A 15,045-nucleotide genomic window follows, 5' to 3' on the forward strand; every position below is an offset into this window, starting at 1 on the left:
AGCGAACGGTTCTACAGGTCATCACGCGGAGCATGGCAAATGTCATGGGCAGGTCGGGGTGACGGAGACGGCGGGGGACGCCGGGAGACGCCGGGAGACGCCGGGAGACGGCATCGACATCCATCTTACCGTGCGCGTCCGACATCCCCAAGACGAGGCGCCGCCAGGGCGCTAACGCATCGCGCGGCGCGCACCGGCGAGTCCATGCGTGCACGGCCCCGGATACGCCCGTAATCGCGCAGCTCATGCAGCTCATGCAGCTCATGCAGCTTATGCGGCATATGCGACTTATGCGGCTTGCGAGGCAGCCGTCGGTGCGCGACCGATCGCGCCGAAGCGCCACGACAATCGGTGTGCCGCGGCCACGAGCGCCTGCGCGGGTGCGGCGTCGGACGCCGTATCAAAGCTGCCCGCCGACCCCATGAGCGCCAGCACCAGCGTGACTTCCCCCGTATGGTCGAACACCGGCACGGCCACCGTATCGATACCGGGCACGGGATTGCTCAGCGCCGTGTCGAACTGCTGCTCGCGAATCGTTCGAAGGCGGGCGGCATAGTCCGAAGGCGGCGTCGATGCGCGCCCTTCCGCCCCCATGCCAGCCATTCGCACGGGTTCCTGCGCGAGCATGCCGTCCAGCACCGCCTCGGGCAGGAAAGCGGCGAACGTGCGTCCAATCGCGGTGTTCACCAGCGAAAGCACCGTGCCGATGCGCAAACTCACGTGCTGCGGTCGCATCGCCTCCTCCAGGCGGACCACGGTCGGTCCCACGGGGCCGAGTACCGACATCGCCGCCGAGAGGCCGGTCGCCTGCGCGAGCGCGAGGATTTCCGGCTCCGCCTCTCCCGTCGGGGAAAGCCGTTGCAGCGCCATCAGCCCAAGCTCCAGGCCGAGGACACCCGCCTCGAAATTGCCGTTCGCGTCGCGCGCGAGCAGGCCCGCGCGCTGGAGACTCACAAGGTGGGGATGGGCCTTTGCCGGCGCCATGCCCGCTTCGCGCGCAAGTGCGTTCAATGGCAGCGAGCGCCCCGCGCTCACCAGCGCCTCGAGCAATGCGCCGGTACTCTCGAGCGCCTGTATGCCGCGCTGCGGCCTGGCCGTGGTGCCCGCGTCGTCCGGCATCATCCCGGCTGCCGTCGCGTCTTCGGTGCGATGTCGCGTCGCGCTCATGCGTGCTCTCCTTCCCTGCCGCGGCCTTCGTCCGCATTCACCTGCGCGGCGATGCCGCTCGCCGTCGCTCGCAACGCGGTAGCGGCCTCGCCCTCCCAAGCCACGTCGAGCGCCGCCGTCGGGCCGATGGCGGTGAGCCCAAGGCGCAGGCGCCCGCTCGCATCGAACACCGGCGCGCACAGACTGCTCACCGACGGGCTCGGCGTGTTCACGCTGCGCGCCATCCCGTGCCTGCGCGTTTCATCGAGCAACGCGTCGAATCGCGCACGCTCGTCGGCAACAGCCGGCATCTGTTCGCGCCAGGCCCGCGGCCATTGCGCGTCGGGGGTGAAGGCACAGAACGCGCGCCCGGTCGACGTGGTCGTGAGCGACATCACCGACCCCACATGCAGGTTCACATGCAACGGGAATGCCGCCCGCTCGAAATGAACCACGAGCGGGCCTTGCGGCGCCGGCGCGCAGATCGCCACGCAGAAGCCGGTCTCGCGCGCCAGCGCGACGACGCGCGGCACTGCCGCCCGATATGCCGGATCGTTTTCGAGATGCAGCAGTGCAAGACGCAACGTCATGGGGCCCGGCGCGTAGTCCCCCGACATCGGGTCGCGCTTGAGCAGGCCCAGCCGCGTCAGACTCACCAGATACGGATGCGCCTGGGCGGGTGGCAGTCCCGCGAGCGCGGCCAGGTCCCCCGGCCCAAGCGGCCGGCGCGCCTGCGCCATCGCCTGGAGCACACGCGCGGCGACATCCACGCTCTGCACGCCGCGCGAGGCCCGGCCCGGTTGGCCACCCACGTCGGCAGCGCCGTCCTTCGGAATTCGGTTCATGCGATTTCGGGAGACAGGCTCCCCAATGAAAATGGCCTAGATTCTAAACATGTCGGCGTCGCGCCGGTTGCGCCAACCCGGTATTGCCGCAGGGTAAACCCGGCACCTCGACCCGCACAAAACACGCGTCGATCAATCCCGTCGCAACATTAGCAAATAACAATAAGATTTGTCATTGACAAATAATTAAGGCGTTTCGTAAGATGCCTTCATCCGCAGCATCCTTCCCCGCAGACGAGATAAAGAGAGAGACAAGCATGGCCAAAGCATTCGCCTCGCAAGCCGACCTGGAAGCCAAGAAGGTCACGTTCACCCAATTGTCGGAAAACGCCTGGGCCTACACCGCCGAGGGCGATCCGAACTCCGGCGTCATCATCGGCGACGACGGTGTGATGATTGTCGACACCACGGCTACGCCGGCCATGGCGCAAGACCTGATCGCGAAGATCCGCACGATTACCGACAAGCCGATCAAGTATGTGGTGCTCTCGCACTACCACGCCGTGCGCGTGCTGGGTGCGTCCGCCTACTTCGCCGAAGGCGCCCAGCAGATCATCGCGAGCCGCGGCACCTACGAGATGATCGTCGAGCGCGGCGAGGCCGACATGAAGTCGGAGATCGAGCGCTTCCCGCGTCTGTTCGCCGGCGTGGAAACGGTGCCCGGCCTCACGTGGCCGACGCTCGTCTTCGACAAGGAAATCACGCTGTTCCTCGGCAAGCTCGAAGTGAAGATCGCGCACCTCGGCTCGGGTCACACGAAGGGCGATACCGTGGTGTGGCTGCCGTCGCAGAAAGTGCTGTTCTCGGGCGACCTCGTCGAGTACGACGCCGCCTGCTACACCGGCGACGCGCAGCTCGCCGAATGGCCTGCCACGCTCGATGCGCTCGCGGCCCTGGGCGCGGAGAAGCTCGTGCCCGGACGCGGCCCCGCCCTGACCACGCCGGACGAAGTCGCCAAGGGCCTCGCCTACACCAAGGACTTCGTGACGACGCTGTTCGAAGCGGGCAAACAGGCCGTCGAACAGAAGCTCGACCTGAAGGGCGCCATGGCACTCACGCGCAGCCAGATGGATCCGAAGTTTGGCCACGTGTTCATTTACGAACACTGCCTGCCGTTCGACGTGACGCGCGCGTTCGACGAGGCCAGCGGCATTACGCACCCGCGCATCTGGACGGCGCAGCGCGACAAGGAAATGTGGGCCGCGCTGCAGGACTGAGCGCGACACGTCGTTCCCGGGTGCGGCAGTCATTGCGGCACCCGTTGCAAATCGCAATAACAATAAACGGAACCCGCCGGCGCCCGAGCGCCGGCGCGGTGTCGACGATGGAGACATTGCATGAGCAGCATCGATTACCAGCGCCTGACGTTCGACTATCGCCCGTGCGCGGAACAGAGCAATAGCGGCGCGCAGGTCACGCATCCGGTCATCGTGGTCGGCGCAGGCCCGATCGGGCTGGCCACCGCCATCGACCTCGCGCAGCAGGGCGTGTCCGTGGTCGTCCTCGACGACGACTGCACGCTGTCCACCGGCTCGCGCGCCATCTGTTTCGCCAAGCGCACGCTCGACATCTTCGATCGTCTGGGCTGCGGCGAGCGCATGGTGCAAAAGGGCGTGCGCTGGAACGTCGGTCGTGTGTTCCTGCGCGATCAGGAGGTCTACAACTTCGATCTGCTGCCCGAGGCCGGCCACCATCGTCCCGCCTTCATCAACCTTCAGCAGTATTACGTGGAGGGTTACCTGTTCGATCGCGCGCGCGAGTTGCCCAACATCGAGATTCGCTGGAAGAACAAGGTCGTCGGTCTCGAGCAGCAAGGCACGCCGGGCACGCCTGACGCGCGCGTGACGCTCACGGTCGAGACGCCCGACGGCGAATACCGGACGACGGCGCGCTACGTGGTCGCCGCCGACGGCTCGCGCAGTCCCGTGCGCAAGCTCATCGGCGTGGACAGCCACGGCCGCACGTTCAAGGACCGCTTCCTCATCGCCGACGTGAAGATGACGGCCGACTTCCCGACCGAGCGCTGGTTCTGGTTCGATCCGCCGTTCCATCCGAATCAATCGGTGTTGCTGCATCGCCAGCCGGACGACGTCTGGCGCATCGACTTCCAACTGGGTTGGGACGCCGATCCCGTCGCGGAAAAGGCCCCCGAGCGGGTGATCCCGCGCGTGCAGGCGCTGCTCGGCCCGAACGCCAAGTTCACGCTCGAGTGGGTCAGCGTGTACACGTTCTCGTGCCTGCGCATGGACGACTTCCGTCACGGCCATGTGCTGTTTGCCGGCGACTCGGCGCACGGGGTGTCGCCGTTCGGTGCGCGCGGCGCGAACAGCGGTGTGCAGGATGCCGAGAATCTCGCATGGAAGCTCGCCCTGGTGCTCGCCGGCCACGCGCCCGATGCCCTGCTCGACACTTACGCGCGCGAGCGGGAATACGCGGCCGACGAGAACATTCGCAATTCGACGCGCTCCACCGATTTCATCACACCGAAGAGTCCCGTGTCCCGGGTATTCCGCGACGCCGTGCTCACGCTCGCTCGCGATCACGCCTTCGCGCGCCAGTTGGTCAACAGCGGTCGCCTGTCGGTGCCCGCCGTGTTGCACGACTCCACGCTCAACACCGCCGAATGCGATGCGTTCGCCGCACGCATGGTGCCGGGCACGGCCTGCGTCGATGCACCGCTCTCGCGTCAGGGGCGGGACGGCTGGCTGCTGCCGCGCCTGGGCGGGCGCTTCGTCGCGCTCGTGTTCGGTGCGCCGTCATCGCTCGACGCGTCCGCCCTCGCCGCGTTGGACGCGCTCGCCCGCGACAGCGTGCCGGTCGTGCCGGTATTCGTCACGCCCGACGCCGAAGCCGCCGAGGACACGCACGACGAATACAGTGTCTGGCACGACGCCCAGGGGCTGGCCGCCCAGCGCTACGATGCGGCGCCCGGTACGGTCTACCTGATTCGCCCGGACCAGCATGTGTGCGCCCGTTGGCGCAATGTCGACGCCGCAGCGATCGCCGCCGCGCGCGAACGCGCCATCGGCCGTACGGCCCCGGAGCTCGCGCCAATGCAATGCGCGGCCTGATGCCGCGCCTTCGGTCAGCGCTTGCCATCGTTCAGATCACACCGTATTCGCAGCAAGGAGAGATTCATGGCCCTCGATACCCAACCGCGCCTCACGCATCCCGACGACTTCTATGAAGCCCTGATCGACATGCATCGCGATCTCGACGACGCGCAGAGCCAGGCCGCCAACGCGCAACTGATTCTGCTGCTCGCCAACCAGATCGGCGACCAGGAGACGCTGATCTCCGCCATCCGACTGGCACGTGCGGGCGCGCTGGGCAGCGCCGCCAATCCAGCCGCCTGACGACGCCGCGCACGCGGCGCGAGCGCCGTCGCACCCGCGCATGTCAAACGGGGCGCCCCGACATCGGGCGCCCCGTTGTTTTTCCTGCCTCGGCGCGACGCGCGAGCGCAGGAAAATGCGTTACACGACCACCATCTGCGAGATCTTTTGCGCGGCCTGCTGCAACGGCGCGAGAAACTTCTTCTCCATCTCCGCCGCCGACGTCCGGTTGGCCTGACCGCTCACATTCATCGCCGCAATCACCTGACCCGCCCGGTTGCGAATCGGTGCGGCAATCGAGATCAACCCCTCCTCCAGTTCCTGGTCGACCAACGCCCACCCTTGCGCACGCACGGCGAGAATCCGTTCACGCAATGCATCGATGTCCGTCACCGTGCGGCGCGTGTGCGCACGAATGTCGGCACGCCGCAAGGCGGCCTCGAGTTCGTCGTCCGGCAACGCCGAGAGCATGACGCGTCCCATCGACGTGCACCAGGCCGGCAGACGGCTGCCGATCGACAGGTTGATCGACATCACCTTGCGCACCGGCACGCGAAGCACGTAGACGATGTCGTCGCCGTCGAGCACCGAGGCCGAGCTGCTCTCCTGCACCTGCTGGACAAGCGCCTCCATGAACGGCTCGGCCAGATTCCACAGCGGCATCGACGTCAGATAGGAGAACCCCAGGTCGAGAATCCGAGGCGTAAGGCGGAACAGACGACCCTCGCTTCGCACGTAGCCGAGCGCTTCGAGCGTGAGCAGAATGCGGCGCGCGCCCGCGCGCGTGAGCCCCGACGCCTGCGCGACTTCCGAGAGCGTTTGCGCCGGGCGCGCGGCATTGAACGCCTTGACCACCGCCAGCCCGCGCGCGAACGACTGCACGTAGGAGTCGCCGGGCTTCTTGTCGGTCGGTTCGGGAGCGTCGTTCGGCACAAAGGTCATGGGAGATGCTGGAGTCCGTTTGGAAAGGCTGGCGGGCGGTGAACGGCAAGCGTAATGGATTTGCGCCGCCGGTTCTACCGTACAGCACACGCCCTCGGGTCGGCCCGCCGGGCATCCCCTCGCTTGACGCCCGACAATGGAAGGCTTACGCTGTTCTTATAGCGAATATTTGTTCGCTATAAGAACATTGTGACCCAGACGATGCCGCCTGACAAGACGTTCGTGTCGGGCGACACCCCACCGGGGCCGGGGCGAAAGAGGCACATCGCGAACGACGCGAAAGATGCGCGCATCACGCGTATCGCGAACCTCACCCGCCGGGCCATGGAACTGCCCAGGAGGCACGTGTGATCAACAAGATTTACGACTCGCTCGCCAGCGCGGTTGCCGACGTCCACGACGGCGCCACGATCATGATTGGCGGCTTCGGCAATGCCGGCATGCCCTCGGCGCTCATCGACGCGCTGATCGAACAGGGCGCTCGCGACCTGACCATCGTCAACAACAACGCCGGCAACGGCGAGACCGGTCTTGCCGCGCTGCTCAAGGCCGGACGCGTACGCAAGATCATCTGCTCGTTTCCGCGCCAGACCGATTCGCAGGTCTTCGACGCGCTGTATCGCGCAGGCAAGATCGAGCTCGAGCTGGTGCCGCAAGGCAATCTGGCCGAGCGCATTCGCGCGGCGGGCGCCGGCATCGGCGGCTTCTTCACGCCAACCGGCTACGGCACGCTGCTCGCCGAAGGCAAGGAAACGCGCGTGATCGACGGCAAGCCGTATGTTTTCGAGCTGCCGATTCACGCCGACTTCGCGTTGATCAAGGCACTCAAGGGCGACCGCTGGGGCAACCTCGTGTATCGCAAGACCGCCCGCAATTTCGGCCCGATCATGGCCACGGCGGCCAAATGCGCCATCGTTCAGGTGAGCGAAGTCGTCGAGCTCGGCGAGCTCGATCCGGAGGCCGTGGTGACGCCCGGCATCTTCGTGCAGCGCGTGGTGGCGGTGCCGCCGGCCGCGCGCGCCTGATCCCCATCTGAACCGGAGCAAGACATGAACCGACTGACCCGCGACCAGATGGCCGCCCGCGTCGCCCAGGACATCCCCGACGGCGCCTACGTGAACCTCGGCATCGGCTTGCCGACGGCCGTCGCCAACCACCTGCCCGCTGAGAAGGAGATCATTCTCCAGAGCGAGAACGGCGTGATCGGCATGGGCCCCGCCCCGGCCAAGGGCGAAGAGGACGAGGACCTCATCAACGCCGGCAAGCAACCCGTCACGCTCAAGCCGGGCGGCGCGTTCTTCCACCACGCGGACTCGTTCGCGATGATGCGAGGCGGACACCTCGACTTCTGCGTGCTGGGTGCGTTCCAGGTCTCGAAGACCGGCGATCTCGCCAACTGGCATACGGGCGCGCCCGATGCGATACCCGCCGTGGGCGGTGCGATGGATCTCGCAAGCGGCGCCAAACAGGTGTTCGTCATGATGGAGCACCAGACGAAGCAGGGCGAGAGCAAGATCGTCGAGCAGTGCACGTATCCGCTCACGGGGGTGGGCTGCGTCACGCGCATCTATACCGATCTCGCCGTGATCGACGTGACACCCGAAGGCCTGCGCGTCATCGACATGGTCGAGGGCCTCTCCTTCGACGAGCTGCAGCGAATCACCGGTGTGACGCTGCTGCCCTCGCCGGCCGTTGCCTGATACTTCTCACGACACCCTCGCCGGGCCATCCTTTCGATGCGACCCGGCGATTTTCCATCCGATGAGGTTCCAGCATGAGTGAAGTCTTTATCTGCGACGCGATTCGCACCCCGATCGGCCGCTACGGCGGCGCGCTGTCTTCCGTACGTGCCGACGACCTCGGCGCCATTCCCCTGAAGGCGCTCATGGCGCGCAATGCGAACGTGGACTGGACGCGGATCGACGACGTGATCTTCGGCTGCGCCAATCAGGCCGGCGAAGACAACCGCAACGTGGCGCGCATGTCGTCGCTGCTCGCGGGATTGCCGCAGGACGTGCCGGGCGCCACCCTCAACCGCCTCTGCGGCTCGGGCATGGATGCCATCGGCACCGCGGCGCGCGCCATCAAGGCGGGCGAAGCCGGACTGATGATCGCCGGCGGCGTGGAGAGCATGAGCCGCGCCCCGTTCGTGATGGGCAAGGCGGCAAGCGCGTTTTCGCGCCAGGCGGAAATCTACGACACGACCATCGGGTGGCGTTTCGTCAATTCGCTCATGAAGGCGCAGTACGGCGTGGATTCGATGCCCGAGACGGGCGAGAACGTGGCGACCGAGTTCGGCATCAGTCGCGAGGATCAGGACCGCTTCGCCGTGCGCTCGCAGGAAAAGGCGGCGCGCGCGCAAGCGAACGGCACGCTGGCCGAGGAAATCACGCCGGTGTCCATCGCCCAGAAAAAGGGCGAGGCGATCATCGTTGATCGCGACGAACACCCGCGCGCCACGAGCATGGAAGCGCTTGCCAGACTCAAGGGCGTGGTACGCCCTGATGGGACCGTGACCGCCGGCAACGCTTCTGGCGTCAACGACGGCGCCTGCGCACTGCTGTTGGCAGACGAGGCGAGCGCGGCGCGCTTCGGCCTGACGCCGCGCGCCCGGATCCTGGGCATGGCGACGGCAGGCGTGGCACCGCGCATCATGGGCATCGGTCCGGCTCCCGCAACACAAAAACTGCTCGCGCGGCTCGGTATGTCGCTCGATCAGTTCGACGTCATCGAACTCAACGAGGCATTCGCGAGCCAGGGCCTTGCCGTGCTGCGACAGCTCGGCGTGGCCGACGACGACCTGCGCGTCAATCCGAACGGCGGCGCCATTGCGCTGGGCCATCCGCTCGGCATGAGCGGCGCACGTCTGGTCACGACGGCGATGTATCAGCTCAAGCGTTCCGGTGGCCGCTTCGCGCTGTGTACGATGTGCATTGGGGTCGGCCAAGGCATCGCTATCGCCATCGAAGCGGTGTAACGCGCGTACGTTCGTACGCCCCGTACGCCCGTATTCCCCGCCGATGTCTTCGGGCCGGGCGCGCATGTGGAACCGGATAAGTCCCACCCTGCCGCACCCGAGGTCCCGCCCGCACGATCGGTGCGGCGCGGGACTCGTCTGCCCAATGTCTCCTGCACTCTCCTGCTCTGAAGCTTCCGGCGCTCAGACCGCCTTGGCGACGTCGCGCATCACACCACCGAAGAATCCGGCCTGCGCCTGCGCATCGCTGCGGGCATAGGCGCGGTTGATGCCGCTGATGACCGCGCGGATCGACGCCGTGGTCAGGTTCGCGTCGATCCCGACACCGAACGCACTGCCCACAATCGCCTCGCCCGCCATTTCGGCGATGGCGATGGCGCGCGCATCCGCGCCTTGAGTGAGCGCGCGCTCCTCGTAGTGCTGCACGCGCACCGGCGTGCGCATCGCATTCATCAGCGCGTCGAGCGGACCATTGCCCGCACCCGACACCGTCGTGCGCTGGCCATGGATGTCGACCGTCACGGCGATATGCTGGCGCCCATCGCGCTCCGAAAGGGTGTGACCGATGTAGGCGACCGGCTCGGCCGCGCTCACGTATTCCTTCTGGAACAGTTGCCAGATCTGCGAAGCGGTGACTTCGGCGCCGGTCTCGTCGGTGTAGCGCTGTACGGCCGAGCTGAAGTCGACTTGCAGACGGCGCGGCATTTGCACGCCGTAGGCCTGCTCGAGCAGGTACGCAATGCCGCCCTTGCCCGACTGGCTGTTCACGCGAATGATCGAGTCGTAGGTGCGGCCGAGATCGCTCGGGTCGATCGGCAGATACGGCACCTCCCAGATCGCGTCGGCCTTTTGCGCGGCAAGGCCCTTCTTGATGGCATCCTGGTGCGAGCCGGAGAACGCGGTGAACACCAGGTCGCCGACGTACGGATGCCGCGGATGCACCGGCAACTGCGTGCATTCTTCCGACGTGCGGGCAATGTCGTTGATGTTCGAGAAGTCCAGGCCCGGGTCCACGCCTTGTGTATAGAGGTTCAGCGCCAGGGTGACGAGATCGACGTTACCGGTACGCTCGCCGTTACCGAAGAGGCAGCCTTCGATACGATCTGCGCCTGCCATCACGGCGAGTTCGGCGGCCGCCACCGCCGTGCCGCGATCGTTGTGCGGGTGCACGGACAGAATCAGCGAATCGCGACGTGCGAGGTTGCGGTGCATCCACTCGATCTGGTCGGCGTAATAGTTCGGCGTGCCGATCTCCACCGTGGCGGGCAGGTTCACGATGCACTTGCGCTCGGGGGTCGGCTGCCAGACGTCGAACACGGCGTCGCAAACGTCCTTCGCAAACTCGAGTTCCGTGCCGGTAAATGTCTCCGGACTGTACTGCAGCGTCCACTGCGTTTCGGGCGCGGCGTCGGCGCAGCGCTTGATCGTCCTGGCGGCGGACACGGCGAGTGCCTTCACGCCCGGCTGGTCGAGATTGAAGACGATGCGACGGAATTCCGGCGCCGTGGCGTTGTAGAGGTGAACGATGGCGCGCGGGGCGCCCTTGAGGGCAGCGAACGTACGTTCGATGAGATCGTCGCGCGCCTGGGTGAGCACTTCGATGGTGACGTCGTCGGGAATATGACCGCCTTCGATCAGTTCGCGCACGAAATTGAAATCGGTATCCGACGCCGAGGGGAATGCGACTTCGATTTCCTTGAAACCGATGGCCACGAGCGTCTTGAACATGCGCATCTTGCGCTGGGCGTCCATCGGCTCGAACAAGGCCTGGTTGCCGTCGCGCAGGTCGGTGCTCATCCAGATCGGCGCTCGCGTGATGGTGCGGCTCGGCCACTGTCGGTCCGGCATGTTGACCGGAGTGAAGGGACGGTACTTCGTGGCGGGATTCTTCAGCATGGCGTTGTCTCGATGGTCGGCAAAAAGTGACAACCGGACGACGCATGCAGGTGCAGATAAGCTACGACCTCCGGTTGAATGAACCGGGGCTCAGGTCGGCGTAACTGGGGAAAATCAGCGGTGCTTCAGTGAGGAATTCAGACGATGCACGCGCGCAGCAACGGACCAAGCCCTGTGGAGCGGGCTAGTAGTCGTAGCGAGAGGGGGAATTGCGCGGTGATCATGCTTTACATGAGAGCACAGATTTTCCGACACTGTCAACCATGAAGTGTCATCCCGCGATATTCCTGGCGCCGGTCGAAGTGGTTCCCAGCATGGCAGCGCCACCAAGGGACGAACGGCGCGCCATCAGCCCGTCAGGGGCACCGCGGATGTGCATTTGATCTCGTCGAGGCAGACGCTCGACTTGACGGCGCTCACGCCCGGAATGCGCATGAGCGTGTCGAGCAGAAATTCGGAAAGCGCCTTCAGATCGCGTGCGACGACCTTGAGCACGTAATCGATATCGCCCGTCACGGAGAAACACTCCTGAATCTGTGCGAGTTCGGCAACCAGCCCCTTGAAGTTCGACAGATCACGGATGTGCCCCCGCTCCATCGTCACGTGGACGAACGCCACCACGCTGAACCCCAGGCGCTGGGCGTCCAGACGCGTGTCGTAGCCCTTGATCACGCCCATCTCTTCGAGCCGGCGATGGCGCCGCAGTGTCTGCGCCGGAGAGAGCTTGATCGCCTCGGCCAGTTCCAGATTCGAAATTCGGCCATTGGACTGCAAAATCCCCAACAAGCGTACGTCAATCCGATCAATCTCGATGTTATGCACTTTAATTTCCAAGATAATCTACGTGAAGAAATTTTAATGCACAAATTAGGGTTTCCCTACCGTTGTTACGAAATCCTATTTTGCGTCACCGCACTTACACTGACCGCCGGAAAGTATCGTAAATGCACGCGAAATGCTTGTCATCGCAAGGATTCCGGCGGATGGAACCGGCAGTGGTCGATTTCCCGACCCAACGGTCAGCAAACCACAATTTTGTTGCATTCCCAAAAGCGCCGGCGTCTCCGATGCGTGACAACCACCTTCCAGTGCAGGCGTCCAACGGATGCGCCGGATTGACCTGCTGTACCGGATTCGCCGGATTCGTCGAGTCCGCCACCTCACAAATCACCTCACCTCGCCGAGACGAACATGGCCGACCTCTTTGACAACCCGATGCAACTGATGGGCTTCGAATTCGTGGAATTCGCCTCGCCCACGCCGAATGTTCTCGAACCGATTTTCGAGCAGATGGGCTTCACGCTGGTGGCGCGCCATCGCTCGAAAGACGTCGTGCTGTACCGTCAGGGCGACATCAACTTCATCGTGAACCGCGAGCCGAAGAGCGAAGCGGCCTACTTCGCCGCCGAGCATGGCCCGAGTGCCTGCGGGATGGCCTTTCGCGTGAAGGATTCGCACAAGGCCTACGCCCGCGCGCTGGCGCTCGGCGCCCAGCCGGTCGAGATCGAGACCGGGCCGATGGAGTTGCGCCTGCCGGCCATCAAGGGCATCGGCGGCGCGCCGCTGTACCTGATCGACCGCTTCGAGGAAGGCAAGTCGATCTATGACATCGACTTCGAATTCATCGAAGGCGTCGACCGCCATCCGGTCGGCCACGGCCTGAAGCTGATCGACCATCTGACGCACAACGTCTACCGCGGCCGCATGGCCTACTGGGCCAACTTCTACGAGAGGCTGTTCAACTTCCGCGAGATTCGCTATTTCGACATCTCGGGCGAATACACGGGCCTCACGTCCAAGGCGATGACTGCGCCCGATGGTAAAATCCGCATTCCCCTGAACGAGGAATCGGCCAAGGGCAGCGGCCAGATCGAAGAATTCCTGATGGCCTTCAATGGCGAGGGCATTCAGCACATCGCCTTCCTCACGGACAACCTGATCCAGGTCATCGACAACCTGCAAATGGCGGGTGTCGATCTCATGACGGCCCCGAACGACTTCTACTACGATGCGCTCGAGACCCGCCTGCCGGGCCACGGGCAGCCCGTGGGCGAACTGAAGTCGCGCGGCATCCTGCTCGACGGCACGACCGAGGGCGGCAAGCCACGCCTGCTGCTGCAGATCTTCTCGAAGACGCTGCTCGGCCCCGTATTCTTCGAGTTCATCCAGCGCGAAGGCGACGACGGCTTCGGCGAAGGCAACTTCAAGGCCCTGTTCGAATCGCTCGAACGCGACCAGATCGAGCGGGGCACGCTCAAGGTCTGAGTCCAGGGGAGACACTCGGCGGCCCGCGGGCTGCCGGGCGCATGACCCTCTCTCGCAGAAGGGTCCCAAAGGACACGGCATCGGCGTCACGAGCGCCGTACCGTGGCGGCTCAACGGTCCCGGTTCGTGCCGAAAGCACGAGAGCAGAGGACCGCGTCGCAAGGTATCGAAGTCAGGGTAAGGAACAGACATGTCCGCCAACGCAGCACACGAAGGCTCGCTTCATCGCGGCCTGAAGAATCGTCACATCCAGTTGATCGCGCTGGGTGGCGCGATCGGCACAGGCCTCTTTCTCGGCATCGCCCAAACCATCAAGACCGCCGGCCCCTCAGTTCTGCTGGGCTATGCCATTGCCGGCGTCGTCGCCTTCTTCATCATGCGACAGCTCGGTGAAATGGTCGTCGACGAGCCCGTCGCCGGCTCCTTCAGTTACTTCGCCAACAAGTATTGCGGGCAATTCGCAGGCTTCGTGTCGGGCTGGAACTACTGGGTGCTGTATGTGCTCGTGTCGATGGCCGAGCTCTCGGCGGTCGGCATCTACGTCCAGTACTGGTGGCCCGCCATTCCCACCTGGGTCTCGGCACTCGTGTGCTTCGGCATCATCAACGCCATCAACCTCACCAGCGTGAAGTCGTATGGCGAGATGGAGTTCTGGTTCGCCATCATCAAGGTCGCGGCCATCGTCGGCATGATCGGTTTCGGCGGCTACCTGCTCTTCTCCGGCAACGCCGGTCCCGAGGCGAGCGTGGCCAACCTGTGGCAACACGGCGGCTTCTTCCCGAACGGCGTGTCGGGCCTCGTCATGGCGATGGCCGTCATCATGTTCTCCTTCGGCGGACTCGAACTCGTCGGCATCACGGCCGCGGAAGCCGACGATCCGTCGCGCACCATTCCGCGCGCGACCAACCAGGTGATCTATCGCATTCTGATTTTCTACGTGGGCGCGCTCGGCGTGCTGCTCTCGCTCTACCCGTGGGAGAAGGTGGTGACCGGCGGCAGCCCGTTCGTGCTGATCTTCCATGAACTCAACAGCAACTTCGTGGCCAACGTGCTCAACGCCGTGGTGCTCACCGCCGCGCTGTCCGTGTACAACAGCGGCGTGTACTGCAACAGCCGCATGCTCTACGGCCTGGCCGGCCAGGGCAATGCACCGCGCGCGCTGCTCAAGGTCAACGCCCGTGGCATTCCGCTCGCAGCCCTCGGCGTGTCGGCCGCTGCCACCGCCGTTTGCGTGGTCATCAACTATTTCATGCCGGGCAAGGCGTTCGAACTGTTGATGGGTCTGGTCGTTTCGGCGCTGATCATCAACTGGGCGATGATCAGCGTGATCCACCTGGCGTTCCGCCGCGCCAAGGCGCGTGCCGGTGAAACGACGTCGTTCAAGAGCCTCGGGTATCCGCTCACGAACTACGTGTGCCTGGCGTTCCTCGGCGGCATCCTGGTGGTGATGTACCTGATCCCGGATCTGCGCGTCTCGGTCTACCTGATTCCCGTGTGGCTGGTCGTGCTGGGCATCGGCTATCGTCTGCGCCAGAAGCGCGGCGCGGCGCCGGTGGCCGTGAGCGCGACGCGCTGACGCGGGCCGCGGGGCGGGGCCGTCGCGCGTCGAACGACGCGAGCGGCCCCGCCCCACCCCACC

Annotated in this window: 13 protein-coding genes; 8 read left to right on the forward strand and 5 right to left on the reverse strand. The window is 65.1% G+C overall.

Annotation, left to right across the window (positions count from 1 at the left end):
• Positions 1-288: 288 nt before the first annotated feature.
• Both W930_RS0110755 and W930_RS0110760 read right to left on the reverse strand, forming a co-directional pair.
• Positions 289-1,122: an IclR family transcriptional regulator gene (locus W930_RS0110755; RefSeq protein ID WP_024788725.1), complete on the reverse strand. Its 834-nt coding sequence runs from the start codon at positions 1,120-1,122 to the stop codon at positions 289-291.
• A gap of 41 nt (positions 1,123-1,163) precedes the next feature.
• Positions 1,164-1,991: an IclR family transcriptional regulator gene (locus W930_RS0110760; RefSeq protein ID WP_023597618.1), complete on the reverse strand. Its 828-nt coding sequence runs from the start codon at positions 1,989-1,991 to the stop codon at positions 1,164-1,166.
• Positions 1,992-2,248: 257 nt separating this feature from the next.
• On the opposite strand from W930_RS0110760, the gene W930_RS0110765 reads away from it, so the two are divergent.
• The 3 genes from W930_RS0110765 to W930_RS0110775 all read left to right on the forward strand — a co-directional run bounded on the left by W930_RS0110765 (position 2,249) and on the right by W930_RS0110775 (position 5,347).
• Entirely contained in the window at positions 2,249-3,208 is a 960-nt protein-coding gene (locus W930_RS0110765) for an MBL fold metallo-hydrolase (RefSeq protein ID WP_023597619.1), read from the forward strand.
• Between the two features lie 120 nt (positions 3,209-3,328).
• The gene (locus W930_RS0110770; RefSeq protein ID WP_023597620.1) at positions 3,329-5,062 is read left to right on the forward strand and encodes an FAD-dependent oxidoreductase; all 1,734 of its coding nucleotides are present in this window, start codon (positions 3,329-3,331) and stop codon (positions 5,060-5,062) included.
• A 66-nt stretch (positions 5,063-5,128) separates the two neighbouring features.
• The gene (locus W930_RS0110775) at positions 5,129-5,347 is read left to right on the forward strand and encodes a DUF2783 domain-containing protein (RefSeq protein ID WP_023597621.1); all 219 of its coding nucleotides are present in this window, start codon (positions 5,129-5,131) and stop codon (positions 5,345-5,347) included.
• A gap of 120 nt (positions 5,348-5,467) precedes the next feature.
• On the opposite strand, the gene W930_RS0110780 is transcribed toward W930_RS0110775, so the two are convergent.
• Positions 5,468-6,268 carry an IclR family transcriptional regulator gene (locus W930_RS0110780; protein ID WP_023597622.1) on the reverse strand — a complete coding sequence of 267 codons (801 nt, stop codon included), beginning with the start codon at positions 6,266-6,268 and terminating at the stop codon, positions 5,468-5,470.
• 347 nt (positions 6,269-6,615) lie between these two features.
• On the opposite strand from W930_RS0110780, the gene W930_RS0110790 reads away from it, so the two are divergent.
• From W930_RS0110790 to pcaF, 3 genes are all read left to right on the forward strand, one after another.
• On the forward strand, positions 6,616-7,293 hold the full coding sequence (locus tag W930_RS0110790) for a 3-oxoacid CoA-transferase subunit A (protein WP_023597623.1): 678 nt from the start codon (positions 6,616-6,618) through the stop codon (positions 7,291-7,293).
• Between the two features lie 24 nt (positions 7,294-7,317).
• Entirely contained in the window at positions 7,318-7,968 is a 651-nt protein-coding gene (locus tag W930_RS0110795) for a CoA transferase subunit B (protein WP_023597624.1), read from the forward strand.
• Positions 7,969-8,042: 74 nt separating this feature from the next.
• Complete coding sequence (pcaF, locus tag W930_RS0110800) at positions 8,043-9,245, forward strand: 3-oxoadipyl-CoA thiolase (protein ID WP_023597625.1); 1,203 nt, start codon at positions 8,043-8,045, stop codon at positions 9,243-9,245.
• 183 nt (positions 9,246-9,428) lie between these two features.
• Here the strand turns inward: pcaF and leuA are convergent, their stop codons facing one another.
• Entirely contained in the window at positions 9,429-11,141 is a 1,713-nt protein-coding gene (leuA, locus tag W930_RS0110805) for a 2-isopropylmalate synthase (protein WP_023873068.1), read from the reverse strand.
• Positions 11,142-11,489: 348 nt separating this feature from the next.
• Entirely contained in the window at positions 11,490-11,963 is a 474-nt protein-coding gene (locus W930_RS0110810; protein WP_023597627.1) for an Lrp/AsnC family transcriptional regulator, read from the reverse strand.
• Between the two features lie 369 nt (positions 11,964-12,332).
• Here W930_RS0110810 and hppD point away from each other — a divergent pair, with 369 nt between their 5' ends.
• Positions 12,333-13,406 carry a 4-hydroxyphenylpyruvate dioxygenase gene (hppD, locus tag W930_RS0110815; protein ID WP_023597628.1) on the forward strand — a complete coding sequence of 358 codons (1,074 nt, stop codon included), beginning with the start codon at positions 12,333-12,335 and terminating at the stop codon, positions 13,404-13,406.
• Positions 13,407-13,596: 190 nt separating this feature from the next.
• Positions 13,597-14,982: an amino acid permease gene (locus tag W930_RS0110820; protein WP_023597629.1), complete on the forward strand. Its 1,386-nt coding sequence runs from the start codon at positions 13,597-13,599 to the stop codon at positions 14,980-14,982.
• Positions 14,983-15,045 lie beyond the last annotated feature (63 nt).

The organism is Pandoraea sp. E26, assembly GCF_000681415.1.
Taxonomy (GTDB): domain Bacteria; phylum Pseudomonadota; class Gammaproteobacteria; order Burkholderiales; family Burkholderiaceae; genus Pandoraea; species Pandoraea pnomenusa.

Bases quoted from the DNA above. Each gene is read 5' to 3' on its own strand.
- W930_RS0110820 (WP_023597629.1), top strand. From the start codon at position 13,597: ATGTCCGCCAACGCAGCACACGAAGGCTCGCTTCATCGCGGCCTGAAG.
- pcaF (WP_023597625.1), top strand. From the start codon at position 8,043: ATGAGTGAAGTCTTTATCTGCGACGCGATTCGCACCCCGATCGGCCGC.
- hppD (WP_023597628.1), top strand. From the start codon at position 12,333: ATGGCCGACCTCTTTGACAACCCGATGCAACTGATGGGCTTCGAATTC.
- W930_RS0110765 (WP_023597619.1), top strand. From the start codon at position 2,249: ATGGCCAAAGCATTCGCCTCGCAAGCCGACCTGGAAGCCAAGAAGGTC.
- leuA (WP_023873068.1), bottom strand. From the start codon at position 11,141: ATGCTGAAGAATCCCGCCACGAAGTACCGTCCCTTCACTCCGGTCAAC.
- W930_RS0110760 (WP_023597618.1), bottom strand. From the start codon at position 1,991: ATGAACCGAATTCCGAAGGACGGCGCTGCCGACGTGGGTGGCCAACCG.
- W930_RS0110755 (WP_024788725.1), bottom strand. From the start codon at position 1,122: ATGATGCCGGACGACGCGGGCACCACGGCCAGGCCGCAGCGCGGCATA.
- W930_RS0110795 (WP_023597624.1), top strand. From the start codon at position 7,318: ATGAACCGACTGACCCGCGACCAGATGGCCGCCCGCGTCGCCCAGGAC.
- W930_RS0110780 (WP_023597622.1), bottom strand. From the start codon at position 6,268: ATGACCTTTGTGCCGAACGACGCTCCCGAACCGACCGACAAGAAGCCC.
- W930_RS0110770 (WP_023597620.1), top strand. From the start codon at position 3,329: ATGAGCAGCATCGATTACCAGCGCCTGACGTTCGACTATCGCCCGTGC.
- W930_RS0110775 (WP_023597621.1), top strand. From the start codon at position 5,129: ATGGCCCTCGATACCCAACCGCGCCTCACGCATCCCGACGACTTCTAT.